This window comes from Marinicauda algicola (assembly GCF_017161425.1).
Lineage (GTDB): Bacteria > Pseudomonadota > Alphaproteobacteria > Caulobacterales > Maricaulaceae > Marinicauda > Marinicauda algicola.
The window spans coordinates 1,403,015-1,428,265 of sequence record NZ_CP071057.1 but is presented as its reverse complement, the minus strand read 5'-3'; the positions used below and the strand labels follow the sequence as shown (position 1 = coordinate 1,428,265).

Annotated in this window: 29 protein-coding genes; 11 read left to right on the top strand and 18 right to left on the bottom strand. The window is 69.5% G+C overall.

The annotated features are described in order from the left end of the window. Positions 1-5 precede the first annotated feature (5 nt). The 6 genes from JW792_RS07140 to JW792_RS07115 all read left to right on the top strand — a co-directional run bounded on the left by JW792_RS07140 (position 6) and on the right by JW792_RS07115 (position 6,322). A complete protein-coding gene (locus JW792_RS07140; RefSeq protein ID WP_135996384.1) occupies positions 6-1,556 on the top strand; it encodes a monovalent cation/H+ antiporter subunit D family protein in 1,551 nt (516 codons plus the stop codon). Continuing rightward, positions 1,553-3,025 carry a proton-conducting transporter transmembrane domain-containing protein gene (locus tag JW792_RS07135; protein ID WP_135996385.1) on the top strand — a complete coding sequence of 491 codons (1,473 nt, stop codon included), beginning with the start codon at positions 1,553-1,555 and terminating at the stop codon, positions 3,023-3,025. The genes JW792_RS07140 and JW792_RS07135 overlap by 4 nt, the downstream gene beginning before the upstream one ends. Next, on the top strand, positions 3,022-3,318 hold the full coding sequence (locus JW792_RS07130; RefSeq protein WP_135996386.1) for a hypothetical protein: 297 nt from the start codon (positions 3,022-3,024) through the stop codon (positions 3,316-3,318). The genes JW792_RS07135 and JW792_RS07130 overlap by 4 nt, the downstream gene beginning before the upstream one ends. Continuing rightward, a complete protein-coding gene (locus JW792_RS07125; protein ID WP_135996387.1) occupies positions 3,311-5,050 on the top strand; it encodes a Na(+)/H(+) antiporter subunit D in 1,740 nt (579 codons plus the stop codon). The genes JW792_RS07130 and JW792_RS07125 overlap by 8 nt, the downstream gene beginning before the upstream one ends. Positions 5,051-5,183: 133 nt before the next feature. Further along, positions 5,184-5,549: a helix-turn-helix domain-containing protein gene (locus tag JW792_RS07120; RefSeq protein WP_135996388.1), complete on the top strand. Its 366-nt coding sequence runs from the start codon at positions 5,184-5,186 to the stop codon at positions 5,547-5,549. After that, a complete protein-coding gene (locus JW792_RS07115) occupies positions 5,546-6,322 on the top strand; it encodes a DUF6456 domain-containing protein (protein WP_135996389.1) in 777 nt (258 codons plus the stop codon). The genes JW792_RS07120 and JW792_RS07115 overlap by 4 nt, the downstream gene beginning before the upstream one ends. Here JW792_RS07115 and JW792_RS07110 read toward each other — a convergent pair. From JW792_RS07110 to JW792_RS07095, 4 genes are all read right to left on the bottom strand, one after another. Continuing rightward, positions 6,319-7,116: a hypothetical protein gene (locus tag JW792_RS07110; RefSeq protein WP_135996390.1), complete on the bottom strand. Its 798-nt coding sequence runs from the start codon at positions 7,114-7,116 to the stop codon at positions 6,319-6,321. The genes JW792_RS07115 and JW792_RS07110 overlap by 4 nt on opposite strands. Positions 7,117-7,313: 197 nt before the next feature. Continuing rightward, positions 7,314-7,736 (bottom strand): SufE family protein, encoded by a 423-nt coding sequence (locus tag JW792_RS07105; protein ID WP_135996391.1) that lies wholly within the window; start codon positions 7,734-7,736, stop codon positions 7,314-7,316. Positions 7,737-7,781: 45 nt separating this feature from the next. Continuing rightward, on the bottom strand, positions 7,782-8,090 hold the full coding sequence (locus tag JW792_RS07100) for a hypothetical protein (RefSeq protein ID WP_135996392.1): 309 nt from the start codon (positions 8,088-8,090) through the stop codon (positions 7,782-7,784). Positions 8,091-8,236: 146 nt separating this feature from the next. Continuing rightward, positions 8,237-9,286, bottom strand: coding sequence for a hypothetical protein (locus tag JW792_RS07095; protein WP_135996393.1), 1,050 nt, complete (start codon positions 9,284-9,286; stop codon positions 8,237-8,239). A gap of 161 nt (positions 9,287-9,447) precedes the next feature. On the opposite strand from JW792_RS07095, the gene JW792_RS07090 reads away from it, so the two are divergent. Further along, entirely contained in the window at positions 9,448-11,184 is a 1,737-nt protein-coding gene (locus JW792_RS07090) for a sensor histidine kinase (protein ID WP_135996394.1), read from the top strand. 10 nt (positions 11,185-11,194) lie between these two features. Here JW792_RS07090 and JW792_RS07085 read toward each other — a convergent pair whose 3' ends face one another. After that, complete coding sequence (locus JW792_RS07085) at positions 11,195-12,109, bottom strand: hypothetical protein (RefSeq protein WP_135996395.1); 915 nt, start codon at positions 12,107-12,109, stop codon at positions 11,195-11,197. 17 nt (positions 12,110-12,126) lie between these two features. Beyond that, positions 12,127-13,650: a hypothetical protein gene (locus JW792_RS07080; RefSeq protein WP_135996396.1), complete on the bottom strand. Its 1,524-nt coding sequence runs from the start codon at positions 13,648-13,650 to the stop codon at positions 12,127-12,129. 103 nt (positions 13,651-13,753) lie between these two features. Here JW792_RS07080 and JW792_RS07075 point away from each other — a divergent pair, with 103 nt between their 5' ends. The 3 genes from JW792_RS07075 (at position 13,754) to JW792_RS07065 (ending at position 15,075) form a co-directional block, all read left to right on the top strand. Further along, a complete protein-coding gene (locus tag JW792_RS07075; RefSeq protein WP_135996397.1) occupies positions 13,754-14,089 on the top strand; it encodes a DUF1491 family protein in 336 nt (111 codons plus the stop codon). Between the two features lie 60 nt (positions 14,090-14,149). Beyond that, entirely contained in the window at positions 14,150-14,557 is a 408-nt protein-coding gene (locus JW792_RS07070; protein ID WP_135996398.1) for a hypothetical protein, read from the top strand. A gap of 80 nt (positions 14,558-14,637) precedes the next feature. Beyond that, on the top strand, positions 14,638-15,075 hold the full coding sequence (locus JW792_RS07065; protein ID WP_135996399.1) for a hypothetical protein: 438 nt from the start codon (positions 14,638-14,640) through the stop codon (positions 15,073-15,075). A 3-nt stretch (positions 15,076-15,078) separates the two neighbouring features. Here the strand turns inward: JW792_RS07065 and JW792_RS07060 are convergent, their stop codons facing one another. The 4 genes from JW792_RS07060 to JW792_RS07045 all read right to left on the bottom strand — a co-directional run bounded on the left by JW792_RS07060 (position 15,079) and on the right by JW792_RS07045 (position 18,534). Next, on the bottom strand, positions 15,079-15,591 hold the full coding sequence (locus JW792_RS07060) for a hypothetical protein (RefSeq protein WP_135996400.1): 513 nt from the start codon (positions 15,589-15,591) through the stop codon (positions 15,079-15,081). An 8-nt stretch (positions 15,592-15,599) separates the two neighbouring features. Next, positions 15,600-16,181 carry a hypothetical protein gene (locus tag JW792_RS07055; RefSeq protein WP_135996401.1) on the bottom strand — a complete coding sequence of 194 codons (582 nt, stop codon included), beginning with the start codon at positions 16,179-16,181 and terminating at the stop codon, positions 15,600-15,602. After that, on the bottom strand, positions 16,181-18,016 hold the full coding sequence (locus JW792_RS07050) for an aminopeptidase P family protein (protein ID WP_135996402.1): 1,836 nt from the start codon (positions 18,014-18,016) through the stop codon (positions 16,181-16,183). Before JW792_RS07050 ends, JW792_RS07055 begins: the two co-directional genes overlap by 1 nt. A gap of 77 nt (positions 18,017-18,093) precedes the next feature. Then, the gene (locus JW792_RS07045; RefSeq protein ID WP_135996403.1) at positions 18,094-18,534 is read right to left on the bottom strand and encodes a DUF2267 domain-containing protein; all 441 of its coding nucleotides are present in this window, start codon (positions 18,532-18,534) and stop codon (positions 18,094-18,096) included. Between the two features lie 191 nt (positions 18,535-18,725). Here JW792_RS07045 and JW792_RS07040 point away from each other — a divergent pair, with 191 nt between their 5' ends. Next, positions 18,726-18,890 carry a hypothetical protein gene (locus JW792_RS07040; RefSeq protein ID WP_158291622.1) on the top strand — a complete coding sequence of 55 codons (165 nt, stop codon included), beginning with the start codon at positions 18,726-18,728 and terminating at the stop codon, positions 18,888-18,890. A 117-nt stretch (positions 18,891-19,007) separates the two neighbouring features. Here JW792_RS07040 and JW792_RS07035 read toward each other — a convergent pair whose 3' ends face one another. The 8 genes from JW792_RS07035 to JW792_RS07000 form a co-directional block, all read right to left on the bottom strand. Continuing rightward, positions 19,008-19,445: an ArsI/CadI family heavy metal resistance metalloenzyme gene (locus tag JW792_RS07035; RefSeq protein ID WP_135996404.1), complete on the bottom strand. Its 438-nt coding sequence runs from the start codon at positions 19,443-19,445 to the stop codon at positions 19,008-19,010. Next, positions 19,421-19,786, bottom strand: a complete 366-nt coding sequence (locus tag JW792_RS07030) for an ArsR/SmtB family transcription factor (RefSeq protein ID WP_135996405.1) — start codon at positions 19,784-19,786, stop codon at positions 19,421-19,423. Before JW792_RS07030 ends, JW792_RS07035 begins: the two co-directional genes overlap by 25 nt. Positions 19,787-19,914: 128 nt before the next feature. Next, positions 19,915-20,793, bottom strand: coding sequence for a 50S ribosomal protein L11 methyltransferase (locus tag JW792_RS07025; RefSeq protein ID WP_241095089.1), 879 nt, complete (start codon positions 20,791-20,793; stop codon positions 19,915-19,917). Between the two features lie 62 nt (positions 20,794-20,855). Beyond that, positions 20,856-21,779 (bottom strand): alpha/beta hydrolase family protein, encoded by a 924-nt coding sequence (locus tag JW792_RS07020; protein ID WP_158291623.1) that lies wholly within the window; start codon positions 21,777-21,779, stop codon positions 20,856-20,858. After that, entirely contained in the window at positions 21,769-22,539 is a 771-nt protein-coding gene (gene scpB, locus JW792_RS07015; RefSeq protein ID WP_135996407.1) for an SMC-Scp complex subunit ScpB, read from the bottom strand. The genes JW792_RS07020 and scpB overlap by 11 nt, the downstream gene beginning before the upstream one ends. Before the next feature lies 1 nt (position 22,540). Further along, positions 22,541-23,383, bottom strand: coding sequence for a segregation and condensation protein A (locus tag JW792_RS07010; RefSeq protein WP_135996408.1), 843 nt, complete (start codon positions 23,381-23,383; stop codon positions 22,541-22,543). Continuing rightward, complete coding sequence (gene nagZ, locus JW792_RS07005; RefSeq protein WP_135996409.1) at positions 23,380-24,411, bottom strand: beta-N-acetylhexosaminidase; 1,032 nt, start codon at positions 24,409-24,411, stop codon at positions 23,380-23,382. The genes JW792_RS07010 and nagZ overlap by 4 nt, the downstream gene beginning before the upstream one ends. Further along, the gene (locus JW792_RS07000; protein ID WP_135996410.1) at positions 24,408-25,244 is read right to left on the bottom strand and encodes an SPOR domain-containing protein; all 837 of its coding nucleotides are present in this window, start codon (positions 25,242-25,244) and stop codon (positions 24,408-24,410) included. The genes nagZ and JW792_RS07000 overlap by 4 nt, the downstream gene beginning before the upstream one ends. Positions 25,245-25,251 lie beyond the last annotated feature (7 nt).

Here is a 25,251-nt window from a genome sequence, read left to right as displayed (position 1 = left end):
GGCTCATGGAGGCTGTCTTTCTCCCCGCCGCGCTGGCAACGCATGCCCCGGTCCTCGCCGCGGTCGTGCCGCTGTTCATGGCCGCCGTCCTCGTCGCGATTCCCAACGGGCGCTTCGCGTGGGCGGTGGCGCTCGCATCGACCGTCTTCACCCTGTTCATGGCGTTCGAGCTCGTCGCCCAGACGCGCCTCGTCGAGGTCGTCAGCTATCATCTGGGCGGCTGGGCGCCGCCCTACGGCATCGAATTCCGCGTCGACCGGCTGAACAGCGCGATCGTGCTGCTGATCGGCGCGATGGGCGTGCTGGCGACCGTGTTCGCCCTGCCGAGCGTCGCCGACGAGATCTCTGCCGACAAGCGCGGCCTGTTCTACGCCGCCTTCCTGGTCTGCTTCTCCGGCCTGAACGGGGTCGCGCTCACCGGGGACGCATTCAACCTCTTCGTCTTCCTGGAGATCTCCTCGCTCGGCACCTACGCCATCGTGGCGATGGGACATCAGAACGACCGGCGCGCGCTGACGGCCTCGTTCAACTATCTCGTGATGGGCACGATCGGGGCGACCTTCTTCGTCATCGGCGTCGGCTTCCTCTACATGGCGACCGGCACGCTGAACATGGCCGACATCGCGCGCATCGTGGTGGACATGCCCGGCAACCGCGTGATCGAGGTGGCGTTCGCCTTCATCCTCGTGGGCATCGGCCTGAAGGCCGCGCTCTTCCCGCTGCATCTGTGGCTGCCGAACGCCTATGCCTTCGCGCCGAACTTCGTGACGGTCTTCCTGGCGACGACGGCCACCAAGGTCGCCTTCTACGTCATCATCCGCTTCCTGTTCGACGTGTTCTATCCGGGCTCGGCCTTCGTCGAGATGAGCCTTCTCTGGGTCGTCACCCCCCTGGCCATCCTCGGCATGATCCTGGCGAGCGCGCAGGCCATCTTCCAGGTCGATGCGCGCCGGCTGCTCGCCTATTCCTCGGTCGCCCAAGTCGGCTACATGATGCTGGGCCTCGGCATCGGCACCGCGCTGGGCGTCAGCGCCGGTGTGCTGCACCTGCTCAATCACGCGCTGATGAAGGGCGCGCTCTTCATCGCGCTGGGCGCCTTCGCCTATTCCTACGGCGTGCGGCGCATCGCCGACTTCAGGGGACTGGGCCAGGCCATGCCCGGCGTCGCGGCGGCCTTCACGATCGGGGCGCTGAGCCTGGTCGGCGTGCCGTTCACCGTCGGCTTCATCTCGAAATTCTACCTCATCCAGGCCGCGCTCGCCTCGGGCTGGTGGTGGGCGGTCGCCGCCATCGTGGTCTCCTCGGTGCTGGCGGTGTTCTACGTCTACCGCATCCTCGTCGTGATGTGGGTCCAGCCCGCGCCGGCGGGGCGCGAGCGCATCCGCGCGGTGCCGCTCATGATCCTCGTCCCGCTCTGGATCCTCGTCTTCGCCAACATCTATTTCGGAATCGACGCGAGCTTCATGGTCGATCTCTCCAGCGCCGCCGCCGAAGCGGCGATCAACGGTAGCGCCACCGTCGCCGAGGCGGCACCGGGCGGGGAGGCGGGCCGATGAACTGGACCCCCGAACTCGCGCTGGCGCTCGCCCTCGTCGTCCCGCTGATCGGCGGGGTCGGCGTGGTGGTGTTCGGCAACATGCCGAACCTGCGCGAGGCCGCCACGCTGATCTCGGCGGTCGTGCTCGCCGTGATCGTCGCCTGGCTCGTGGAGATCGCGCCGTCCCAGCCGGAGGTCGAACTCATCGAGTTCGCGCCGGGCCTGTCGCTCGCCTTCAAGCTCGAGCCGCTGGGCGCGGTCTTCGCCATGGTGGCGAGCGGGCTGTGGATCGTGAACTCCCTGTTCTCGATCGGCTACATGCGCGGCAACAAGGAGAAGGACCAGACCCGGTTCTATCTCTGCTTCACGATCGCCATCGCCTCGGCGATGGGCATCGCGCTCGCGGGCAACCTGCTGACCCTGTTCTTCTTCTACGAGGCTCTGACGCTCTCCACCTATCCTCTCGTCGCCCACAAGGGCGATGCGAAGGCGAGGAAGGGCGCGAGCATCTATCTCGGCATCCTGCTGACGACCTCGATCGGCCTGCTCCTGCCCGCCGTCTTCGCGGTCTGGTACTTCGCCGGAACGACCGATTTCGCTGCCGGCGGCATCCTGTCCGGCGCCGTCTCGGTGACGACGGGCGGCATCCTGCTGCTGCTCTTCGCCTTCGGGATCGGCAAGGCCGCGCTGATGCCGGTCCATCCCTGGCTGCCCAACGCCATGGTCGCGCCGACCCCGGTCTCGGCCCTGCTGCATGCGGTGGCCGTGGTGAAGGCGGGCGTGTTCACCATGCTGAAGGTGTCCACCTACACCTTCGGGCCGGAATTCATGCGCGAGCTGCCGATGGCCGACGCGCTGGCCTGGGTGGCCGGCATCTCCATCGTGCTCGCCTCGGTCATCGCCATGACAAAGGACAATCTGAAGGCCCGGCTCGCCTATTCGACCGTCTCCCAGCTGTCCTACATCACGCTCGGCGCGATGCTGGCGACCCCGATCGCGCTGCTGGGTGCGGCGGTGCAGATCGTCATGCACGCCTTCGGCAAGATCACGCTCTTCATGACCGCCGGCGCGATCTACACCGGCACCAAGAAGACCGAGATCTCCCAGCTCGACGGGCTCGGGCGCTACATGCCGGCGACCTTCATCGCCTTCACCATCGGCGCGCTGTCGATCATCGGCCTGCCGCCCTTCGGCGGGGTGTGGGCGAAGCTCTTCCTGATGGAGGGCGCGACGGCGGCGGGCCAGCCCTGGCTGATGGCCATGCTCATCGCCTCGACGATCCTGAATATCGGCTATCTCCTGCCGGTGGCGTTCCGCGCCTTCTTCAGGAAGGGTCCGGCCGAGAGTCCGATGAAATCCGGCCTGCCGCCCCTGCTGGCCGTGGCTGCGCCGGTGATCACCGCGATCGGCACGATCGCGCTGTTCTTCGCGATCGGTCCCCTCGTGGACTATCTCGAACCAGTCTTCACCACGGAGATGCGGCCATGAGCGACGCTCCCGAACGCGACGACGACATCCATCCGGTCTCGCGCCACTTCCTGTGGCTGGACAGGCCGGCCGTCCGCCAGGCGCCGTTCTACATCTTCGGGGCGCTCGCGATCGGGCTTCTGATCGTGGAGGCGATCCACCCGCGCCACGCCGCGAAGTGGGAAGCCCTGTTCGGCTTCTACGAGCTGGAGGGCTTCTTCGGCTTCTGCCTGGCGGTGCTGGCCGGCTGGCCGCTGCGCGCCCTGCTCGGACGGCGCCCGGACTACTACAGGCAGGACGGCGACGATGAGTGAGCTCCTGACCCCGTTCGCCGGCCTGTCCCCGGCCTGGCCCGTCCTGATCGCCGGCCTGCTGACCCTCCTCGCGCCGCACGGCGTGAGAAAGGCGCTGATGCTCGCCGCGCCGGTAGCCGCCGGTATCGTGATGCTGGCCACCCCGGCCATCGGCACCTACGGCGTGTTCGAGGTCGCCGGATTCACCTTCGAGACCTATCGCTACGACTCCCTGTCGCGGGTCTGGGGCCTGGTCTTCATCCTGGTCAGCCTGCTCAACGCGATCTACGCGCTGCACGAGAATAACCGCGTCACCGATGCGGCCGCGCTGATCTATACCGGCGCAGGGCTTGGCGCGGTGTTCGCGGGCGACCTCCTGACGCTGTTCTTCTTCTGGGAAGTCACCGCGATCAGCTCGGTCTTCATGATCTTCGCGGCCGGCACGCAGGCGGCCTACCGGGCGGGTCTGCGCTATCTCGCGATCCAGGTCCTGTCCGGCGTGATCCTGCTCGCCGGCGCGATCCTGTGGGCGCGCCAGACCGGCAGCTGGCAGATGGGCGGGCTCGGCGATGTCGGCGTGTTCGGCCTCGACACGACGGCGGGCAAGGTCATCTTCCTGGCCTTCGGCATCAAGGCGGCCTTCCCCTTCCTGCACAACTGGCTGCAGGACGCCTATCCCAAGGCGACCGCCACCGGCGCGGTCGTGCTGTCGGCCTTCACCACCAAGCTCGCCATCTACGCCCTCGCGCGCGGCTATGCCGGCGAGGACATCCTGGTCTGGATCGGCGCGATCATGACCGCCTTCCCGGTCTTCTACGCGGTGATCGAGAACGATCTCAGGCGCGTGCTCGCCTATTCGCTGAACAACCAGCTCGGCTTCATGGTCGCCGGCATCGGGGTGGGCACCGAGCTCGGCCTCAACGGCGCGGCCGCGCACGCCTTCGTGCACATCATCTACAAGGCGCTGCTGTTCATGAGCATGGGCGCGGTGCTGCACCGGGTGGGCACATGCAAGGCGAGCGAGCTCGGCGGGCTCTACAAGTCGATGCCGTTCACCACGGTGTTCTGCCTCGTCGGGGCGGCGGCGATCTCGGCCTTCCCGCTCTTCTCCGGCTTCGTCGCGAAGGCGCTGACCATCTCCGCGGTGCTGAAGGCCGACTACGGCATTCCCTTCATCATCCTGGTCTTCGCCTCGGCGGGCGTGCTCGAGCACTCGGGCATCAAGATCCCGTTCTTCACCTTCTTCGCCCACGACAGCGGCAAGCGCCCCAGAGAAGCCCCGCTCAACATGCTCGTCGCCATGGGGCTCGCCTCCTTCCTGTGCATCTATCTCGGGGTCAATTACGGGGTGCTCTACAACCTGCTGCCCTATGATGTGGCCTACGAGCCCTACACGTTCGACCACGTGGTCGGGCAGATGCAGCTCCTCATCGCGGCGCTGTTCGCGTTCACCTTCCTGGTGAAGTTCAAGCTCTATCCCCAGGAGCGCGACATCACGATCCTCGATTTCGACTGGGTCTACCGCAAGGTGGGCGACGGGGCGGTGCGCTGGGGCGCGGCGATGACGATCAAGCTGATCGGCCATGTCGAGCGCGGTCTCGGCGCGCTGATCGGCGGGATCGGCGGACGGCTCCACCACCTGTTCAGCCCGGGCGGGGCGCTCGCGCGCGAATTCCCGTCCGGCCTGATGGCGCTCTGGACCGCGATCATCCTCGCCCTGGTGCTTGTCGTGGCGTACTTCTCCCCGCTCTAGCGGAGCGCGCAGGAACTCAACTTATTAGAGTGTAAGCACCCGCTCTGCGCCCTTGATAGGAAAGTTATCCTCGTGTTCCCCTGATGTTCCTAACATCGGGCCATCGCTTCGGCATGGATGGAGACAGACGAGGATGACGGAGGACAAGATCAGCAGGGCCCGGCTCGACCGCGCCCGCGCCCGCCTCGCCCAGCAGGCGGTCGCCTATGCATTCGACGTTCCGGTGGAGGAGATCGCGGCGCCGACCCGGCGCTCGGCGAAGGTCGCGCTCGCCCGGCAGGTGGCGATGTACCTCGCCCACGTGGCGTTCGAACTCTCGCTCGCGCGCGTCGGCGACGCCTTCGGGCGCGACCGCACGACGGCGGCCTATGCTTGCCACCGCATCGAGGACCGGCGCGACGAGCCGGGCTTCGACGGTTTTCTCGACGCGCTGGAGGCCTGCCTGCGGGCCGCTCCGCCGCCGCCCGGGCGCGGCGCCTGCGAGGAGATCGCGGCGTGAGCGCGCCCTCCTGGATGGTGCGCCTGGCCAAGCCCGGCCGCGTGCTCGCCCCGCTGCCGGGCGGGCGCACCGGCTACGGCGTCTATGCCGGCTCCGACCGGCGCCGGCGCCCTTTCGCGGTGGCCAGCGCGAAGGAGACCGCCGCGGCGCTCAGCGCCGGTGCGATCGCGGCTGCGGGCAAAGACTGTTTCGTGCTCACCGGCGCCGGACGCATGGCGCTACACCGCGCCGATGCACCCGGCGAAGCCCAGGACCGCTTCGCCCACCAGCATTGCGATCTCGGCCCGCGCGACGTCATCGACCGGCAGGGCCGGATCGAGACCGTCATCGCCAATCTCTCCGAGTCCCCGCCGGCGCGCTACGCTAGGGCTTGCCACGGGCGTCCGCCTCTGCTCGAGCCCGATCAGGTGATGGCGGGCGAACGCCTGCGCGCCGACTTTCACCGCTCGGCCATGGGTGCGCCGGCGATGAGCGACTGGACGCGCGCGCCCCGCGGCAGGACGCCGGCATTCCGCTTCGACCCCGGCGATGCGCCCGTCGCGCGCCTGGACGCGAAACGCCGCGTGATGGACGCGCTGGCCGCCGTGGGGCCGGGCTTCGACCGGCTGCTGGTCAATGTCTGCCTGCGCGAGAGCGGGATGAGCGCGGCCGAGCGCGATCTCGGCTGGCCGGCCCGCGCCGGCGCGCCGGCCCTGAAGCTCGCCCTGGAACGCCTCGCCATCCATTACGGCATGAGGCGCGCGCCGAAGGTGGCGGATCCGTTCGCGGGCTAGTTCAGCCTCTGCCCGTTCATCAGGGCCTCGGCGATCTCGCCGCGATCCATAGGGGCGAGCGCCTGCAGGCGGGCGCTCAGACGCTCCTCGATGGCGGCGAGTTCGCCGCGCGCCTGTCCTTCATGCTCGTGGGCGCCGTCATGGTCGTCCGCGGCCGCGAGCGCGCGGATGCGCGTCTCGAAGCGCTCGCCGAGCGCCTGATACGCTTCGAAGGCCTCGGCGAGAGCGGCCTCCACGCCCGCCGTATCGAACCCGGTCGGGGCAGCCGGCAGATCGAAGCGATAGCGCCCGTCATGGGGCGCCATCATCTCGATGCGCGCGAGATAGGCGCGCGGATCCGCACCGAGATCGAGTTCGAACACGTCCAGCGACGGAAGTTCATAGCGCCAGGCCTGACCCCAGACCGCGTAGGGCGCTTCCGGGGCATGCCGGGCCGCAGCCTGCGCGACGAAGGCGTCGAAGGCCGTCCCGATCTCGAAATATGCCGTGGCGATGGGCTCGTACTGAGCGGTGTTGAAGGCAAGGTCGTCCTCGCTGGCCTCCTCGTAGTCTAAGTCGTCCTCGACCGGCTCGGCCTGGTTCATCATCGCCTCTTCCATCATGGCGATGGTCGCGGCATCCATCTGGGAGAACATCATTTCCAGCTGCGGGCGCAGCATGGCACGCTCCTCGGCAGGATAGCTCGCGAGCACGCGGTCGAGCGCGGCCTGCTGGAAGGGCTGGAGCTCCTGGGCGTGCGCAGGGGCGACGAGCGCGGCGGCGAGGCCGACGAAGGACAGGAAACCGGTTTTCATGGGGGAAGATCTCTCTATCGAAATTCCGCTCTTGAAGGCGGATGAGCCAAGGGCCGCGCGATAGCAGAGCGCGTGCGCCCGGCCAACCGTGAAATGCGAGAGACAGATTAAATCGCGGAAAGCTCTGTGGCTTCAGGCACGTGGGCGCCGTTGCGGGCGGTGAGCGCGAGTGACGCGGGAAGGGGCCAGGCCAGGCCTCACGCCGCGGCGCGCTCCTTCGCCTCGGCCCGAATGCGCTGCACCATCGAGGCCAGGCCGTTGGAGCGTTGCGGGGAGAGGTGCTCGGCCAACCCGATGCGGGCGAGCACCCTGGCCGGATCGATCTCGAGCGCCTCCTGCGGCGTGCGCCCGGAATAGAGGCGCACCATCAGGGCGACGAGGCCCTTGACGATGTGGGCGTCGCTGTCGCCGCGTACTACCAGCCGGCCGTCCATGTCTTCGAGCACCAGCCAGACCTGGCTCACGCAACCCTTCACCTTGTGCTCGTCGGCATATTCGTGCGCAGCGAGGCCGGGCAGGGCCTGGCCGAGCTCGATGAGATAGCGGTAGCGCTCCTCCCAGTCGCCGAGGAGGTCGAATTCGTCGACGAGGGCGTCGATATCGTCCTGGATGGTGTTCATTCCCGTGAGGTAGCCATCATGGCCCGCACGGGCAAGGGCGCGCGATCAGCCCCGGGTGTCGGCGCCCTGTGCGGCCGCCCAGCTCTCCACCCGGGCCACGGCGACGTCGCCGAGGAAGCCGGCAAAGCTGCCGGCCTGCTCCCCGACGGCGCAGACCTCGGCATACTGGCGGCAGAAATCCGAGCGCGTCTCCTGCGAGGCGGAGATCACCTCCCCGATCGCGTCGTGGCCCGGCTCGTCCACCGCGGCGAGGATGAGGCCCGTCAGCGGGCTGTCCTCGGACATGTGGAATTGCGGCGGCGTGAAGGCCGCGACGACGCTGATCCAGAAGGCTGCGCGCAGGATGAAGAGCATCTTTCCGCCTCGACTTCTTCCTTCGGGGGCTCCGAAGCAAGATCGAGGCTAGAGAAAAAGCCGGGGTTTTGCCACCGAAACCCCGGCTTTCGGTAAATGCACGCTTAATACTGAACCATTCTTAGTCTTTGATTCAGAACAGTGTTTCAATTCGAGACGATACGGGCCGTGGTCAGGCAGTCGGCAACGTCCCCCAGTGCGTGCTCGGCGATGCAGAACGCGTCCTCGTACTTGAAGTGACCGGCCGCCACGCACTGCTGCAGGTCGAGCTTCGCCCAGGCGATGCAGCGCTCCACCGTCGGGTTGGACAGAAGCTGGTCCATATAGGCCATATCCCCGTCCTCGATGGACTGCAGCGCGGCGACGACGAGGATCTGGCCCACGCGTCGCTCGTCGGGCTCGAGCTGGCGCTGGCCGACCGTCACTTCCAGCTCGGACAGGGTGATCGGCCCGGTCGTGTCGGTGACGATGTCGTTCTCGAACAGGGAGGCCGCCGAGCCCAGCCGCTGCGCCGTCGGCGCACCGGCCGCCGGGGCGATCTCCTCGGACAGGCGGAAATTCGTCGTCAGCCGGTTCGACGCGGTCTCGATCGCGGCGAGGCGTTCCTGGCGGTCGCGCGCCCGGCGCTGCGCCCAGGCTTCGGTCTGCAGATTGTAGGCGGCCTGGCGGTAGCGCAGCCCGACCTGATCCATGCGCCCGACATCCTCGCCGATCGCGCTCGTCACCGACTGGGTCGCGGCATCCGCGCCCATGAAGCCGGTCACGAAGAGCGGGTCCTCCATAAGGCTCTGCGCCGCGACGTCGCTGCCGTAATAGTCCGCGATCGCGCGCACCGCGTCGATGAATTCGGGATTCTGCGCGGCGACGAGGGCGGCATAGGCGATCTGCGCGTCCACCAGCCGGTCATCGGAATAGTAGGCGGCGAGCGCATCCATCGTCTCGTCGAGGTCGAGGCCGGAGCGCAGCTCGCGCCGGCCCGCGGCGCTGACCTCCTCGTGGAAGGAGGCGTAGGTGGAGGCGGTTTCCACCAGCTCGTCCTCCTCGGCAGGAGCGGACTCGGGCGAGGCGCCGAGCGTGAGGACCGGCCCCTCCTGGATCTGCCCGTCGGGCTCGGGAGCAGAACCCGTTTCCTGTGCGCCTTCATCGGCTTGCTGAGTGAGGGAAAGTGCTGCCGCGAGTACAAACGCCCCGATCATTCGAGCCGCTCCTTTTCGATGCTGGGAGGCGGGACCATACTGCCCGCAAACAGGCTGTCCTCCAAGTATGACCGGGAGGTTTAGGCAGGATTCAATAATTGTTAATGCAGCGGGAGGACGGTGCAGGGGTACTGACCGGTTGTGAGTCGGAATAATCCCTGATGCGTCAATCGCTTCGCCCGCTGCTGCTGCTGGACCGGACGGCCGGCCGGCTCGTCCACGCCCTTTGGCTGGGCGTGGTCGCGGGCGGCGCGTTCATCAACCAGGGTGAACAGGGCGTTAGCGCGGGCGGCCTCGCCCTGTGGGCCACGGCTGCGCTGCCCGGCTTCATCGGATTGAAGATCGCCGGATCGCGCGCGCTCAGGCTCGGCTTGAACCGCCTGATCCTGGCGCTTGCCTGGGTCCTGCCCGCGCTTGCCGCCACGGCCGCGCTCGGCGGCGTGCTGACGCCGGCAGCCCTGGTCTTCCTCGCCGGGCCCGCGGCACTCGCCGCGAGCGGGCGCCAGCTCGATGCCGGCCTGTCCTGGACGGTGAACGCCGCGACGTTCGCAGGCTTTGCCGTGTTCGAGGCACTCGCGCCCGCAGGCGCGCCCGGCATGCCGCTGGAATCCGCGCCGGTCGTGATGATGGCCGGCTTCCTGGCCGCCTGCGCGCTGGTCGCAAGCCTTCGCCACGCCGCCCGGCTCAATGCCGCGCGCGCCGAGGCGCGCCGGTTGAGGCCGGCTGCCGAGGCCTTTGCCCATGCGCCGGCGCCGCTCGTCGCGGTCGACACGGCGGGCCGGGTGACCGCGGCCTCGCGGGCGCTGCGCCGCCTGGTCCCGGGCGCGCCGCGCGAACTCACGGGCCTGCCCCTGACCGATTTCGCCTTCGACGAAGCCGGTGCGCAGGCCGTGCGCGCCGGATTGTCGGATGGGCTCGAAGGCGGTGGCGCGGAGGCGAGCTTCGGCTTCGCCGTGCGCGGCGGCCGCGGGGAGGAGACCCGGGTCCAGGCGCGCGGTGCGCTGGCCGGGCAGGGCCTCGTTCTCAGCCTCGACCGCGAGGACGAGGCGCAGAGCGCCGAGGTCGAGACCTTGCGCGCCGAGCGCGACGAAGCGCTCGCGGCGAGCCGGGCGAAATCGGAGTTCCTTGCCGCGGTGAGCCACGAGCTGCGTACCCCGCTCAACGCGATCATCGGCTTCTCCGACGTGATGAAGCAGCGCCTGTTCGGCCCGCTTCCGGCGCGCTACGCCGAATATGGCGACCTCATCCACGAGAGCGGCATCCATCTGCTGGACCTGATCGGCGACGTGCTCGACATGTCCAAGATCGAGGCCGACCGCTACGAGCTGGTCACCGACCGTTTCGACGCGCGCGACGTGGTGGAGACCTGCGCGAAGATGATGCGCCTGCGCGCCGAGGACAAAGGCCTGGTCCTCAGCGTGGATGCCGGCGACCACGCGCTGGAAGTGGAGGCCGACCGCAAGGCGGTGCGCCAGATCCTGCTCAACCTGGTCTCCAACGCGATCAAGTTCACGCCCGCCGGCGGGGCCGTCGCCGTGATGGCGCGCGCCCAGGGCGACCAGCTCCTTCTGGCGGTCGGCGACAGCGGCGTTGGCATGGCGCCCGAGGAGATCGGCTCGCTCGGCGCGCGCTACACCCAGACCCGCTCGGCGCAGGGCATCGACGAGCGCGGTTCCGGTCTCGGCCTCTCGCTCGTGCGCATGTTGGCGGAGATGCATGGCGGGTCGATGAACGTGCAGAGCGTCCAGGGCGAGGGCACCACGGTGACCGTGCGCCTGCCGGTGCTCGTCGAGGCCCGCGGCGAGGTCGCCGCGTTCGAGCCGCTCGCCGTGCACGAGCAGATCCGCCGCGCCCAGAGCGCCGGGGAAATGATCTCCAAGGCCCACGGCGCGGCCTGACGGCGGACACCTAGCGCACGCCGTATCCCTCATAGGGCAGGGCCGCGAAATCGAGGGCGGCCTGCAGATGGCCGATCTCGATCCAGTAGCGCGCCAGACGCTGTCCACGCGCGTCGAAGAGCTCGATCGCCGCGGCCTCGTTCGGCGCGAGCGCGGCGAGCAGGCCCAGCGTCTCCTCGGGAAAGACGAAGCCGGAGGCCGGCGCCTCGGCGCGCTCGCCCTCGCTCAGCAGGCGCCGGGCGCGTTCGGGCGAGAGGCGGGCCGAGGCGAACACTCGGCGCTCGCCGTGAGGCGGGGCGCTGAAGCGGGCGATCGCCGCCCCGTCCGGCGGCGGCAGAAGGCCGGCGAGCGTTCGGTCATAGGGCTCGGGAGCCTTCGCGCCATCGCGCAGCACCAGCACCGCGCTCGTGGCCTCGCTCTCTCCGGCGATCACGAAGGCGGGCGCCGTCTCGCGCGCGTCGACGCGGTCGCGGGGGTTCGGGTCCGGCACGCTCACCGCGCGCCCGAAGCGTGCCCCGTCCATCTCCTGAAGCACCGGCCAGCGCACGAAGTCGTAGCGGGTGCGGTCGACCCGCCAGGTCCGGTGAGTGCCCTGGAAGGGGAAGGTCGGCTGGCGCAGCATCTCCACGGCGGCCGCGCGTGCGGTCTCGGCGATCGCCCGGACCGGTTCGCTGTCGCACGCCGCCATGCGCCGGTCGGCCCGGATGCGCGAGAGCGCCGCCTCGATCCGGGTGGACTCTAACCCGGCGGCGGTCAGATCGCGCCGGGCCTGGGCGAGCCCGGCTTCCAGGAAGCGCCGCTCCGGCTCGGCAAAGAGATCGCAGGCCTCGTCGGCCGCGAGCGCCTGGGCGCGGATGCGGAAATTCGCCTCCGCTTCGCTCGGGGCGGCATCGCCGATCGCGGCGGCGAGGAGAAGGGCGGGCATCCACATGCCCGCCAGTCTTACACCCGACGGCTTGCTGTCCGGTTTACGGCGCCGCCGGCGATCAGAAGGAGCACGGCGAGCGAGAACGCGCCGAGCGCGACCCAGCGGTCATTGCGGCGCAGGAAGACCGTCACGGCCTCGCGCGAGAAGGCCGGGCCGGTGCTCGGACCGAAGGCGGTGACCGCGGCGGCGTCCCACAGCACGGCGCGGCCTTCCATCCCGTCCCACAGCGTGGAACGGGCGAGACGCTTGGCGGCGCGAGCGAAGTCGGCCCCCTCCGGCGCGGTGATCAGGGCGACGGTGCGTCCGCGGCGGTCGTCGAAGATGGCGGCGATCCCGGTGACGTCCCCGAGCGCGCGCGTCTCCTCTGCGGCGAAAGCGGTGGAACCGAAATAATGGCTGTCGCGGGGCGTGCGGGCGCGGGCGGCATCGGTCGCGGCGCGCACCTCGGACGGGGCGGCTTCGATGAGACGGGCGTCCATCGTGTCCATGGGGCCGAGCACGAGAAGATTGTGATTGGCCGGCGCGAGCTGCACATCCTCGCCGAACCAGCCATAGATCCAGGCCGAGCCCGAGGCGAGGGCCGCGCGCCCGATGACGGCGAGCGCGGCCGCGCGGCTTTCGGGATCCGCTCCCGCGATCACCACGGCAGTGCGACTGCCCTGCTCGGCTCCGAAGGGGGCGCCGAGCGCAGCGAGATGGGCGAGGTCTGAGGACGCCGGCGCCGCGGCGGTCTCGGTGAAGACGAGGCGGGGGGCGGACAGGGCCTGGGCGGCGCCGAAGCGGCGCTCCTGGCCCTCCATCGAGCGCGCGGCGAACAGGCGCGCGGCGGCGATGAGGGCGCTGGAGTCGGTCGCGCTCAGCTGGATTTCCGAGGGGCCGGTCATGACGATCGCCGGGGTTACGGCGGCGGGATCGGCGACCGCGCGCACGGTCAGCTCGGCGACCGAGGGTTCGTTGACGAGGATGGGCGCTTCGCCGAGGCGCAGGGCGAGGCCCTGGGCCGTCAGCGCCGCCACGGCGGTCTCCTGCACTCCGGCCTCGCGCGCGTCGACATGGATGCGCCGCGGCGTGGCATAGTCGGAGGCGAGCGCCGCCTCGATGTCGGACAGGCTGTCATAGCCCGCCGCCGGAGCGGCAGAGACGCGCAACCGGCTGGCCTCGGCATCGAGGATCCAGCCGTCCTCGCCGCCGGCCTCGAAGACGAGGTTGAGCGTGTTCGTGCCCGGCCGCACCGCCTCGGAATAGAGGGCGAAGCGAGCCTCGAAGCTCTCCGCACGCGGGGCGAGAACGACGCTGCGTCCGCGATTGATGGAGACCGAGATGCGCCCCCCCGAGGCATCGCTCTTCGGCCGGGCGACGAGAATGAGTTCGACCGCCTCGGCGCGCGCACCCGGCGCCAGATCGAAATCGACCCGCACGAGGGCCTGGTCCTCGTCGAGACGCAGCCGCGCGGCCGCATCGAGCGAGGCGAGCGTGAGCTCCTCGGAGCGTGCAGGACGCAGATCGCTGGAATATCCTGGAGAAGCCGACGCCATCATGGCGGCAGCCAACGACAAAAGGCGCAGCAACGCTGAGCGTATCGACATGAAACAATCCCCTCGGTTAGGACTTTATTAAGCAATTGGTCTGCCATCAAGAAAAATGAGCGATCTGAAAACCCGATTCTGGGTCGACGCCCTGCGCTGGCGCGCTGAATCGGGCGGCGCGGCCATCTACGTGGCACGCCGCGGCGACCCCGATGCGGGCGCGGTGCTGGTCAAGGTCTCGTTATTGGACGGGACGGCGCGCCTGTTCGTGCCGGTCACCGACTTTTCCGGCGAGCGCGTGTGGAGCCAGCCGCTCGGCGACAGCCTGGAAGAGGCGCGCGCCGACGCCTATGCGGCGCGCCGGCTCGAGGACGATCCCGATCTCTGGGTGATCGAGATCGAGGACCGTCATGGTCGACATTTCCTTACCGAGCCGGTTGAGAAGTCTTAACGCGCCTGCGCGATACTGGTGGTGTCTTCCAGGGGACCTTCACGGGAGGTCAGGCGCGCCATGCTGTTTCTGTTCAACGATGTCGTGTTCGATGTCGGCGATCCGCGCGAGGCGGCGCTCTCGGCGCACACCCCGCTCGACCCGGCCGTGCTGAAGTCCTTCAACGTCGCCAAGACGATCAAGCTCGTGCGAGAGACGATCTTCGAGTTCCCCGAGATCGCGCGCGAGCGCCCGGACAAGGCGCTGTTCCTCTCCGCCATGGTCGCGTGGAAGACCGGCGAGGCGAACGCGATGCTCGCCGTGCGCCCCACCGCCGCGCGCACTCCCCGCGACGTGCAGATCCGCCTCGCGGACGTCTCCATCGTCACGCTCGCCCAGCTGCGCGAGCTTCAGGGTGGGGGACGCCTCACCGCACGCGCCGCCAACGACGCGGTCTGGGACCACGCTCCGCAGCGCCTGCAGGCATAGCGCACGCACCTTCCCCGGATCGTCATCCCGCCCTGGCGCGTTGTCTCGATAACGCGAAGGAAAACAGGGAGGTCTGTCCGATGGCCGATCGCTACAGCGAGAGCAAGCCTTTCAAGAATCCGGCGAAGACGGAGAATGCCCCGTTCGACGACCCGGCCGATGATCAGGTCGAGGCCGAGGCGTTCGACGAGGACAAGCACCTCGGGCGCGAGGACCAGCGCCGTCCGGCGCGCGGCGATGCCGATCCGGGCCGCGTGCCCGTCGACGAAGGCATAGCCGGCGGACGCGGCGAGCGCTTCGGCGAGCAGCTGCCGCGCGGGCGCGAGACGACCGACGCGCTCGACGAGGTGACGGTCGAGCAGGAGCGTCTCGCCGAGAAGGCCCAGAGGAAGGCCGAAGAGTCTAAGTCGCGCAGGGACAAGGACGTGATGAGCCAGGAGGAGAAGGTCGACGAGGCGATGAAGGAGACCTTCCCGGCCTCTGACAGCCCGAGTTTCACTCCCGGCAAGCCGAAATAGGCCTCACCGCACCCGGCGGTAGATGCCGTCGATGCGCAGATCGCCCTCCCGCTGCACCAGATAGGAGCGGATCACCGCCTCGAGCTGGTCGAGATCGGCGATCTCGCAGAAACCTTCCTCGCCGAGCGTGATCCCGGTCTCCTCGCGCACGGCGCGGGGCAGGGCGGAGCAATCGGGCTGGTGATAGGTCGCCATGTCCCCGTAGAGAAACAGGATCCCGTACCCGATGCCGTCCCGGCGCGGCCACTGGGCGATGTAGATATCGCCGTCCAGCCGCTTCAGGCGGGCGTTCTGGTGCGGGAAATCGGCCACCTCGCTGACATAGCGCCGGCCCTCATAGGCGATCTCCCCGCGCCAGGTCGGCCGGTCCCACTCCTGGCCCTGCGGATCGTAGGGCGTGTGGGTGTAGAGCCCGGGCGCGAGCGCGCGGTCCGCGCCCCAGAAGCCGATCAGCTCCTCCTGCGAGTAGAAGCAGGCCGAGATCAGCGGCAGGACGAGGGCGGCGAGCGCCGCCACGCAGCGCCTCACAGATCGCCCTCGCGCACCAGATAGCTGCGCCCCTCGGGGAAGGCGGGAAAGTCGTCGGCGCGCTCGACCTCGTAGGCGAGCAGCGCGTCGCGCAGCGTGTCCAGGCTGTCGACGGTGCACACATCGTCGACGAGTTCGAGCCCGAGGCTCGCCTGCACCGCGAGGCTCAGCGCCTCGCACACCGGCAGCTCGGCGTAATAGCGCCCTTCCGTTTCGGTATCGGCGTAGAGCAGGGTGTAGGCATATCCCTCGTCCTGCTCGCCGTCCTCGGGCGGATGCTGGACGATCCAGACCCCCGGGCGCAGCACCGCCATGCGTGCGCCCTGATAGTCGAAACCCTCGGCCGGCGAGGTCATCACGCCGTCCTGCGTGAAGCTTATCTCCCCGCGCCATGTGACTTCCGGCGCCTCGCCGGCCTCGGCGTCGTGGAAGGAATAGACGCCCGGCTGAAGCGGCGTGACGGTCTCGTCCGGCCCGATCAGGGGCCCGGCAGAGACGAAGCACGCCGCCAGAACCAGGCACAGCGCGGCCGCGGCGAGGGCGCGGAGGCCCCGGGCGGATACGGCCGCGGCGCCCATCACGGCGTCGCCGCCGTCAGCGGACGGGTGGCCGCGTCGAGCCAGGCCCTGACCTCGCCCTCGACCCGCGGGCCGACGCGCTCGCGCACGGTGGCGTGATAGGCATCGAGCCAGGCGACCTCCCCGGCATCGAGCAGGGTGACGTCGACGAGACCGGTGTGGATCGGGGCCATGGTCAGCGTCTCGAAGCCGAGCATCTTGCGGTCCCCGCCGGGAATCTCTTCCGGCTCGGTGACCACCTGCAGGTTCTCGATGCGGATGCCGTAGGCACCGAGCTTGTAGTAGCCGGGCTCGTTGGACACGATCATTCCGGGCTGTAGGGCGATGGAATTCTGGGCCTTGGAAATGCGCTGCGGGCCCTCGTGGACGCCGAGATAGCTGCCCACCCCGTGTCCGGTGCCGTGATCATAATCGAAGCCGGCCATCCACAGCGGCGCACGCGCGAGCGCGTCCAGCTGGCTGCCCGTGATCCCCTTCGGGAACCGGATGCGCGAGAGCGCGATATGGCCCTTCAGCACCAGGGTGAAATGCCGGCGCATCTGCGCCGTCGGCGTGCCGATCGGGACGGTGCGGGTGATGTCGGTCGTGCCGTCGGGATACTGCCCGCCGGAGTCCACCAGGTAGAGCGAGCCCTTCTCGAGCTTGAGATTGGTGCTGGTATTGACCCGGTAGTGGGGATGGGCCCCGTTCGGTCCGGCACCCGAGATCGTCTCGAAGGACAGGTCCTTCAGCTCGGGGATCGCGGTGCGGAACTTCTCCAGCGTCTGGGCCGCGGTGATCTCGTCGACCTCGCCGGACTGGGCGACCGTGTCTAGCCAGTGCAGGAATTTCACGATCGCCGCGCCGTCGCGGATATGGGCCTGGCGCGCGCCTTCGATCTCCGCGGCGTTCTTGCAGGCCTTGGGCAGGGCGACGGGATCCGATTTCCTCTGGACCCTGGCACCGGCCTCCTCCAGCTGATCGAACACCCAGACCGAGGCCGTCGAGCCGTCCACGCGCACCGTCTTGCCGGACAGCGATTTCAGCCCCTTGGCGAACTCGGCCTCGGGCCGGATCGCGACCTCGTTGCCGAGATGGGAGCGGGCCTCGTCGGTCAGCTTCCTCTCGTTGATGAAGAGATCGACGCTCGCGTCCCTGTTCAGGATCGCCCAGGCGAGCGGCAGGGGCGAGCGGTCGACATCGCCGCCGCGAATGTTCAGCAGCCAGGCGATCGAGGCCGGGTCGGTGATCACGGCCGCGTCCGCACCGTCCTCCTTCACCGCCGCGGCGATGCGTTCGCGCTTGGAGGCATGGTCCTCGCCGGCAAACTCGGTGGGGTGGGGAACGACCGGGGCCTGCGGGGGAGCGGGCTGGTCCTCCCAGGCCTCGTCGACCACGTTCTTGTCCAGGCTGACGAGTTCGGCCTTCGCCTTATTCGCGGCCTCCTCGATCCGGGCAAGGGAATCGGGGGAGTGGAGCTTGGGATCGTAGCCGATGCGCTCGCCCTCGCGCGCGTTGTCGCGGATCCAGCCGGCAATGCCCTGCTCGACGAGGTCGGCATACTCGAACAGCTCGCCGTCGACCTGAACGCGCACCTGGGCGGTATAGCGCCCGTCCACGAGCACGGCGGCCCGGTCGCGCATCACGACGGCCGCGCCGGCCGACCCGGTGAACCCGGTCGCCCAGGCGAGCCGCTCCGCGTTCGCGGGCAGGTACTCGTTGTTGTACTCGTCCTCGTGGGGAATGATGAAGCCGTCGAGGCCGGCGGCCTCCAGCACGGCGCGAATCTTGGGAAGGTTGCGGCGCCCGTGTCCGGGCCCGCCCTTGACGTCGAAATTCTGGATCGGGTGTGTCATGGCGCGGAGCCTAGGCGCGCACGCGGGCGCTTTCAATCGCCCGCGTGCGCCCTGTCAGCAGATCGTGATGGCCGGCCTCAGGCCGCCTTCGGCCAGAAGGCCTTCAGCTCGTCATTGAGGATGTGGCGGGCCTTCTGCGCCTCGTTGGTGTCGATCTTCTCGTTGAGGAGCTCGAACACCGCGCGCGCCGCCTCTTCCGGGCCGAAGCCGAGATTGTTGGCGTCGCCGAACCCGTCCCCGATCATCGACAGGAAGATCTCCGGCTCGCGCACGACATTGGGCTGGTCGGACGGGCGGTACTGGTCGTAATAGACCCCGCGGATCGGGATCGGCAGCTGCGCGCCCAGATGGGCCGCGTCGTCGGTCGGCAGCCGGTCGCGCAGCGCCTTCAGAACGCCGCGCAGCGCGATATAGGCGGCACCGCGGTCGTCCGCGCCGAGCTTCTCCTGAAGATCGCGCAGCCACTCGTTGGTGCGGTGGATGGAATCGTCGAGATTGCGCACTTGCGTGGCGCTCATGGCGGGGCTCCCTTCGGTCTGCTCATGGGACTCACCGGCATGAACGCCGCGGGAGGCCCTGCCGGTTCCATGGCTGCCAGGGCGCCTGCGCCCCTTGCATCGGCGCCATGGCTGGCATGCGCGGGTGGGCGTTCTCCCGGCCTTCGGTGCGGCGCATATCGGCAGGGAACCGACAGAGACGGAGCGCCGCCATGTTCCACGCCGACGACCATATCCGCCTGATGGGCTGCGACACCACGCGCGCCATGGAGCGCCGCCGCGCCAGGGCCGGCATCCGCGAACTGCCGCGCGCCCACGACGTCAACGCCTTCCTGGAGCGCACGGGCCTTTCCGGGCTGGTCAGGAAGCGCCGCTAGGGCGAGCCTTCCGCGCCGGTGCTTTGCACGCGGCGCGGACCCATCCCGGCCGGACGGCCGCGTTCGGACACGGTCAGGCCCTGGGCACGACCGCCCGGCCGGGATGATCCGGCTGTCTTACGCCGGTGCGCAGCACGCGCTCTTGGTCTTGCCCGCGAGGCGGGCCTCGTCGAGCGTGCCGTCGCCGTACTCGGCCGAGCGCCCGTGGCTGAAGAAGGTCTCCCAGGCCACCCCGTCGGGGTCGCGCACCCAGGCCTTCTTCGACTTCGCATAGCAGCAGGTCGTGCATTCCTGGTCGAAGATCGGCTGGTCGGCCGCGACGAGGCGCTCGCGCAGCTCGGCGAGTTCGTCTTCGCTTCCGGCCTCGAGGCCGACATGGTCGACGCCGTAGTTTTCACCGCGGCTCGAGATCGAGAAGTTCACGCTCGGCGCATCCAGCGACCATTTGGCGTAATCGCTTTCGAGCACGACGGGCTCGGCCTTGAACAGGCGGGTGTAGAAGCCGACCGAGCGATCGAGATCTTTCACGGTCAGGGAGAGGTGCAGTCGAGGCATGGTGAATCTCCTTTGCCCGGCGCGAGGGTTTCGAGAAGCGCGTCGACGCGCGCCGGCGTCTCCGCACAACAATCCTTCATCAGGAAACCGACGAGGCCGTGCATGCCCGCGAAATCGGCCGCGTAGATCACGCTGCGACCCTCGCGGCGCTGGCTGACGAGCCCGGCGCGGTGAAGGATCGCCAGATTGGTCGAGGCCGTGTTCTGGCGCATGTCGAGCCGGGCCGAGATCTCGCCCGCGGGCAGGCCGTCTTCTCCGGCCCGCACCAGCAGGCGGAAGATGTCGAGCCGGGCCTCGTGGGCGAGGGCGGACAGGGCGTCGATGGCGTTCATCTTTTCCATATATCCAGATTTCCCGATATTTCGATGGATGTCAAGCGGGATTTTTGGGGGCGAGGGGGAGGGAGCTTCGCAAGCCCGCGTTTCCCTTTCCCCGCTTGCGGGGAGGGCGCGCGCGGGCGGGCCATGTCCTACCGCCCCAGCGTCAGGATCGCCCAGCCCTCGATGATATCGGTGTGCTCGATGCGCAGGCCTGCCTTCGCATAGGCCTCCTCGACCGCGCCGATCTGCTCCTCCAGCAGGCCCGACAGCACGGTCTTGCCCGTCTGCGTCAGCCGGTCGGCGAGCTGGACGGCGAGGTCCTGCAGCGGGCCGGCCAGGATATTGGCGAAGATCAGGTCGAAGCGCGCGTCGAGCTTGTCGTGCTGGAAGCCGTCCGCGGCGAAGGCGTCGATGCGGTCGAGCACGCCGTTCTTGTCCGCATTCACCCCGGTCTCGGTCACCGCCTCGGGATCGATGTCGGAGGCGACGATCCTGGCGTCCGGCCAGACCATGGCCGCGGCGATGGCGAGCACGCCGGTCCCGCATCCGAGATCGAGCACGCTTGCCGGCTCCAGCCCCTCGCGCTCCAGCCGGTCGCAGGCGATGAGGCAGCCCTTCGTCGTGCCGTGATGGCCGGTGCCGAAGGCCGGGCCCGCCTCGATCTCGATGGCGAGCTTGCCCGACGGGATGTTCTCCTTCTCGTGCGCGCCATGGACCACGAAGCGCCCGGCCTCGACGGGCTTGAGCCCCTCCAGCGACAGGCGCACCCAGTCCTCCTCGGGCAGCGGGCCGAAATCGACCTCGATCGCCGGGTCGTCCGCGTCGAGCCCGATCGTCTCCAGCAGGTCGTCGACGCGCGGCTGCTCGGCGAACAGGATGTCGAGCCGTCCCCTGTCCGGTGCGCCGTCCTCGAAGCAGGACCAGGACAGGGCCGGGGCGGGATCGGCGTCCTCGAGCCGGTCGGCGGCCTCGCGCAGCGGTGTCATCGGGCCGGTCGCGACGAGGCGCCAGAGCGTGTTCATGGGCATGAAGGGGTCTCCACGAAGAGGGCCGGGGAGGCTTAGCGGGCTTTCATCGCCAATGAAACGCCTCAGTCAGGCGTTCCCGGTGCGAGCGCGCGCTCGTACTCGGCGAGAATCGCCGCCCAGGCCGGGGCGGCCGGATCGATCAGCTCGAAATGGCCCGCGTCCGGCAGGGTGATCGAGACCGCCTCGTCGCCCGCCGCCTGTGCCAGCAGCACGTAGCGCTCGCCCAGCACCGGCGGCACGATCGGGTCGAGTTCGCCCGAGATCACCGTCTGGGGCACGCCGACCGGCAGCATCGCCGCCGGGGAGGTGTCGTCATAGCCGGCCCCGGCGAGCAGGTTGTCCACCGTCTCCGGCTCGCCGCAGCGGCCCGGCCCGTGCGCCCGGTAGTCGGCGAGATCGTTGATCCCGGCGAGTGTCACGACCGCGTCGGGCAGCAGCGGGTTCTCGCGATGCAGCGGGCTGTCCTCGGCCAGCACGCCGCGGGCCGCCGCCCACAGGGCGAGATGGCCGCCGGCCGAGTGTCCGGTGAAGACGAGCCGGTCGAGGTCGAGGCCGTGCTCCGGCGACAGGACGCGCAAATGGTCGATCCCCGCCGCGATGTCCTCGAACGTGCCGGGATACGCCCCTTCCGCGTGGCCGATGCGGGCGTATTCGAGATTCCACACCGCGATGCCGCGCCGTCTCAGGTCGGCGGCGAGATAGTCCTGCAGGATCGTGCCCGGGATGGCGGCGAGCCAGCATCCGCCATGGATCATCGCCACGACCGGGTGCGGGCCTGGCCCTTCAGGCAGCCACAGCTCGCCGAATTCCAGCTCCCCGGACCCGTAGAAGATGCGGGCGTCGGCGCTTTCGCGCGGGCGCTCCAGGAGCGCGTTCCACGCGATCGGGCGGGAGCCGGCATGGGGGTCCTCGACGGCCGTTTCGGGCGCAGGGGTGCAGGCGGCGAGGGCGAGGACGGTCAGCGCCGCGGCGAGCCTATTCCTCACCGCGATCCTCCTCGTCCATGAAGTCCACATGGAAGTTCGCGGCCTCGGCCTCGTCCTCGAACAGGTCTTCCTCGATGGCCGGGATGCGGCCCGGGTCGGGCATGTCGAAATTGGGCGGCAGGCGCGAGGAGAGCAGGCCCGCCGCCTTCAGGTCCGACACGCCGGGCAGGTCGCCGATGGAGGGCAGGCCGAAATACTCCAGGAACGCGTCCGTCGTCCCGTAGGTCACCGGGCGTCCGGGGCTGCGCCGCCGTCCGCGCAGGCGTACCCATTTCTGCTCGAACAGCAGGTCGATCGTGCCCTTCGACACCGCGACCCCGCGTATGTCCTCGATCTCGGCGCGGGTCACGGGCTGGTGGTAGGCGATGATGGCGAGCGTCTCCAGCGCGGCCTGGGAGAGCTTCTTGGGCTCCTCGCGGCGGAACTGGAGCAGGTGCTGCAGGTCCTCCGCCGTCTGGAAGCGCCACTTGCCGGCGACCTCCACGAGATTGACCCCGGCTCCGGCATATTTCGCCTGCAGCCCGCTGAGCAGGGCGGGCACGTCGAAGCCGGAGCCGATACGCGCCTGCAGGCTCTCGATGTCGAGCGGTTCCTCCGCCGCGAACAGCAGGGCCTCGAGCCTGCGGAGGCCCTCGACCTCGTTGTCGACCTTCAGGCGCACGCCCGGCGGTCCGCCATCGCCGCGCGGGGCGCTCTCGGCCTGGCGGCGCAGGCCCTCGATCGCGGCCTTGATCGGATCGCGCTCGCCGTCGTCGGTCATCTCACGCCTCCCGGTCCTCTGCTTCGCCGGCCGGTCCGGCGGGCCTGCCCTTGCCGGCGCGCATGTAGATCGGCGCGTAGGTCGCCTCCTGGCGCATCTCCGCCTCGCCGTCCTTGGTGATCTCCAGCGCCGCGAGCAGGGAGGAGGCCATGACCGAGCTCGGCGGCGGCGCGTTCTCGCCGAGCTGGCCGATATCGGGCAGCAGCGCGTCGAGCCGCTCCCAGCCGCCCAGGCGCGCGGCGATGAGGGAGAGCCGCTTTCGCGCCTGCTCCAGGCTGTACACGCGCGGCTTTTCCGGCTGGTAGGTCGCGAAGGCCTGCTTCTCGCGCTTGAACGCGTAGGCCTTCAGCAGATCGTAGAGTTCCGCCTCGTATTGCGGCGCCTTGACCGAGCGTATGCCTTCGGGCTGGCCGCGCTCGAAGACGTCGCGATCGAGGAGCGCGCGCTGGTAGAGCGCGCCGGCCGCCGCGCGCATGGCCTCCAGGCGCGCCAGGCGAAAGGCGAGCGCCGCGGCCATCTCCTCCGGTTCCGGCTCGTCGCTCTCGGGGCGGGGCTTGGGAAGCAGCATCCTCGATTTCAGATAGGCGAGCCAGGCCGCCATCACGAGGTATTCCGCCGCTATGTCGAGCCTGTGCCGGCGCGCCTCGTGGATGAAGTCGAGATACTGCTCGGCGAGTTCGAGGATCGAGATCTGGGTGAGGTCGACCTTGTTCTTGCGGGCCAGCGCGAGCAGGAGGTGGAGCGGGCCCTCCCAGCCGGAAATGTCGACGATGAAGGCCTCGGTGGTATCCTCGGCTTCCTCGCTCGCCTCGAAGCGGACATCTTCCTCGAACAGATCGCTCACCCCGCCAGCGCCTCCAGTCCGGCTTCGCGGAAATACGCGTCGAGACGCCGTCTCGCGTCCTCGAGATCGAGCCCGGCGGGCCTGCCGCGGGCGGCCCCGGCCTTCTGCGCGCGCTCGGCCGCCTTGCCATCCAGGCGCACGGCGGCATGGGCAACCTCGATCATCTCCTTCATATCGCCATTGCAGTGCAGGAGCATGTCGCAGCCGGCCTTCAGCGCACCTTCCCCGCGCTGTCTGATCGTGCCGCGCAGCGCCTTCATCGAGAGGTCGTCGCTCATCAGGAGGCCGTCGAAACCGATCTCGGTGCGGATCACGTTCGAGATCACCTCGCGCGACAGCGTCGCGCAATGCTCCTCGTCGATATCGGCATAGACGACATGCGCCGTCATCGCCATTTCCGCTCCGGCGACGGCCCGGAACGGCGCGAAGTCGGTCTCGGACAGCAGGCCGTGCTCCTCGCGCACCACCGGCAGCTCGAAATGGCTGTCGGCATCGGCCCGCCCGTGCCCGGGGATGTGCTTGACGATGCCCGCGACGCCCTGGCGGTGCAGGCCCTCCAGCGCAGCCAGGGCGAGCATGCCCACGGTCTGCGGATCGGGGCTGAAGGCGCGGTCGCCGATCACCGCGTCGGCGCCCTCCACGACGAGGTCGCAGCACGGCGCGGCATCGACATCGATGCCCAGCGTGATCAGCTCGTGGGCGAGCATCTCGTGATTGAGCCGGACCGCCTCGATCCCCAGTTCCGGCTCGCGCTCGTACAACTCGCCGAAGCGGCGCGCGGCGGGCGCCTTGCGCCAGGTCGGGGGTTTCAGGCGCTGCACGCGCCCGCCCTCCTGGTCGATCAGGATCGGCACGTCGCGACCCATCATGTCGCGCAGGGACCCCGCGAGGCGCGCGACCTGCCTCGGCCGGTCGATATTGCGCGCGAACAGCACGAAGCCCCAGGGATCGGCGTCGCGGAAGAAGGCCTTTTCCTCCGGCGTGATTTCGGTGCCGGCAAAGCCGTAGATCGCCGCCGTGACGCTCATCGGCTCGCCACCAGGCAGTCCTGCCCGCGCGCCGACAGGGTGGAGCAGTAATTCGTCGCCGCCTGGCGGCTCTCGAAGGCGGCGATGCGCAGCCGGTACCAGATGCCGCGCTCGCCGAGATCGGCCTCGACGATGGAGGGCGCGCGGTTCCGGGCGAGATCGGGATAGCGGCTGGTGAAGCCGATCCAGGCCTCCTCGGCCTCGGCGCGGGTGCGGAAGGCGGCGATCTGGACCACCCAGTCGCCGGTCACCGCGGCCGGCGCGATGTCGGCCGGTTCGGCACGCGGCTCGGCGGCCGGCTGCGGCGGGGTCTCCTCCTGGCGCGGCGCGGGTTCGGAGCGGGCCGGCTCCCGGTCGGGGTCCGTCGCCTCGACGTCCCCGGCCGCTTCGTCGACCGCGTCGGCATCGACGGTCTCGATGCGCACCTCGGGAAGCTCGGTCTGCGAAGGCTGGGGCGGGGTCGCGACGGGCTCTTCCGGGCCGGGGCGAAGCCCGGCGGTCTCGGAATCGTCCTGCGTCTCCGGCTCCGCCGGGGCCGGTTCGCGCAGCGAATAGGCCTCGATGTCCTGGCCCGGCGTCTCGTATCCGCCCGGATCGGCCGGCCGCTGGCGGTAGGGCTGCTCGTCGGCGAGAATCACGGGTGCGGCGTCGCGCTCGCGCACGCCGAGCCGGTAGGCGTTCCACACCAGCGCCGCGAACAGGACCAGCACCGCGACGGCGGCGAACAGGAGGATCGGCCCGCGCCGCTCGGTCTCGCCCTCGCGCGCGTCGAAGGTCTCGTAATCTTCCGGCGGCGGCGCATAGGCTCCGAGCTTCGGCTCGTCGTCGGACATCAGGCTC

Coding starts and splice junctions, on each gene's coding strand:
- JW792_RS07070 (WP_135996398.1), top strand. CDS start 14,150: ATGCTGTTTCTGTTCAACGATGTCGTGTTCGATGTCGGCGATCCGCGC.
- JW792_RS07085 (WP_135996395.1), bottom strand. CDS start 12,109: ATGCCCGCCCTTCTCCTCGCCGCCGCGATCGGCGATGCCGCCCCGAGC.
- nagZ (WP_135996409.1), bottom strand. CDS start 24,411: ATGAGCGTCACGGCGGCGATCTACGGCTTTGCCGGCACCGAAATCACG.
- JW792_RS07090 (WP_135996394.1), top strand. CDS start 9,448: ATGCGTCAATCGCTTCGCCCGCTGCTGCTGCTGGACCGGACGGCCGGC.
- JW792_RS07110 (WP_135996390.1), bottom strand. CDS start 7,116: ATGAAAACCGGTTTCCTGTCCTTCGTCGGCCTCGCCGCCGCGCTCGTC.
- JW792_RS07050 (WP_135996402.1), bottom strand. CDS start 18,016: ATGACACACCCGATCCAGAATTTCGACGTCAAGGGCGGGCCCGGACAC.
- JW792_RS07130 (WP_135996386.1), top strand. CDS start 3,022: ATGAGCGACGCTCCCGAACGCGACGACGACATCCATCCGGTCTCGCGC.
- JW792_RS07120 (WP_135996388.1), top strand. CDS start 5,184: ATGACGGAGGACAAGATCAGCAGGGCCCGGCTCGACCGCGCCCGCGCC.
- JW792_RS07125 (WP_135996387.1), top strand. CDS start 3,311: ATGAGTGAGCTCCTGACCCCGTTCGCCGGCCTGTCCCCGGCCTGGCCC.
- JW792_RS07095 (WP_135996393.1), bottom strand. CDS start 9,286: ATGATCGGGGCGTTTGTACTCGCGGCAGCACTTTCCCTCACTCAGCAA.
- JW792_RS07065 (WP_135996399.1), top strand. CDS start 14,638: ATGGCCGATCGCTACAGCGAGAGCAAGCCTTTCAAGAATCCGGCGAAG.
- JW792_RS07045 (WP_135996403.1), bottom strand. CDS start 18,534: ATGAGCGCCACGCAAGTGCGCAATCTCGACGATTCCATCCACCGCACC.
- JW792_RS07080 (WP_135996396.1), bottom strand. CDS start 13,650: ATGATGGCGTCGGCTTCTCCAGGATATTCCAGCGATCTGCGTCCTGCA.
- JW792_RS07105 (WP_135996391.1), bottom strand. CDS start 7,736: ATGAACACCATCCAGGACGATATCGACGCCCTCGTCGACGAATTCGAC.
- JW792_RS07000 (WP_135996410.1), bottom strand. CDS start 25,244: ATGTCCGACGACGAGCCGAAGCTCGGAGCCTATGCGCCGCCGCCGGAA.
- JW792_RS07040 (WP_158291622.1), top strand. CDS start 18,726: ATGTTCCACGCCGACGACCATATCCGCCTGATGGGCTGCGACACCACG.
- JW792_RS07140 (WP_135996384.1), top strand. CDS start 6: ATGGAGGCTGTCTTTCTCCCCGCCGCGCTGGCAACGCATGCCCCGGTC.
- JW792_RS07135 (WP_135996385.1), top strand. CDS start 1,553: ATGAACTGGACCCCCGAACTCGCGCTGGCGCTCGCCCTCGTCGTCCCG.
- JW792_RS07055 (WP_135996401.1), bottom strand. CDS start 16,181: ATGGGCGCCGCGGCCGTATCCGCCCGGGGCCTCCGCGCCCTCGCCGCG.
- JW792_RS07075 (WP_135996397.1), top strand. CDS start 13,754: ATGAGCGATCTGAAAACCCGATTCTGGGTCGACGCCCTGCGCTGGCGC.
- JW792_RS07025 (WP_241095089.1), bottom strand. CDS start 20,793: ATGCCCATGAACACGCTCTGGCGCCTCGTCGCGACCGGCCCGATGACA.
- JW792_RS07100 (WP_135996392.1), bottom strand. CDS start 8,090: ATGCTCTTCATCCTGCGCGCAGCCTTCTGGATCAGCGTCGTCGCGGCC.
- JW792_RS07035 (WP_135996404.1), bottom strand. CDS start 19,445: ATGCCTCGACTGCACCTCTCCCTGACCGTGAAAGATCTCGATCGCTCG.
- scpB (WP_135996407.1), bottom strand. CDS start 22,539: ATGACCGACGACGGCGAGCGCGATCCGATCAAGGCCGCGATCGAGGGC.
- JW792_RS07030 (WP_135996405.1), bottom strand. CDS start 19,786: ATGGAAAAGATGAACGCCATCGACGCCCTGTCCGCCCTCGCCCACGAG.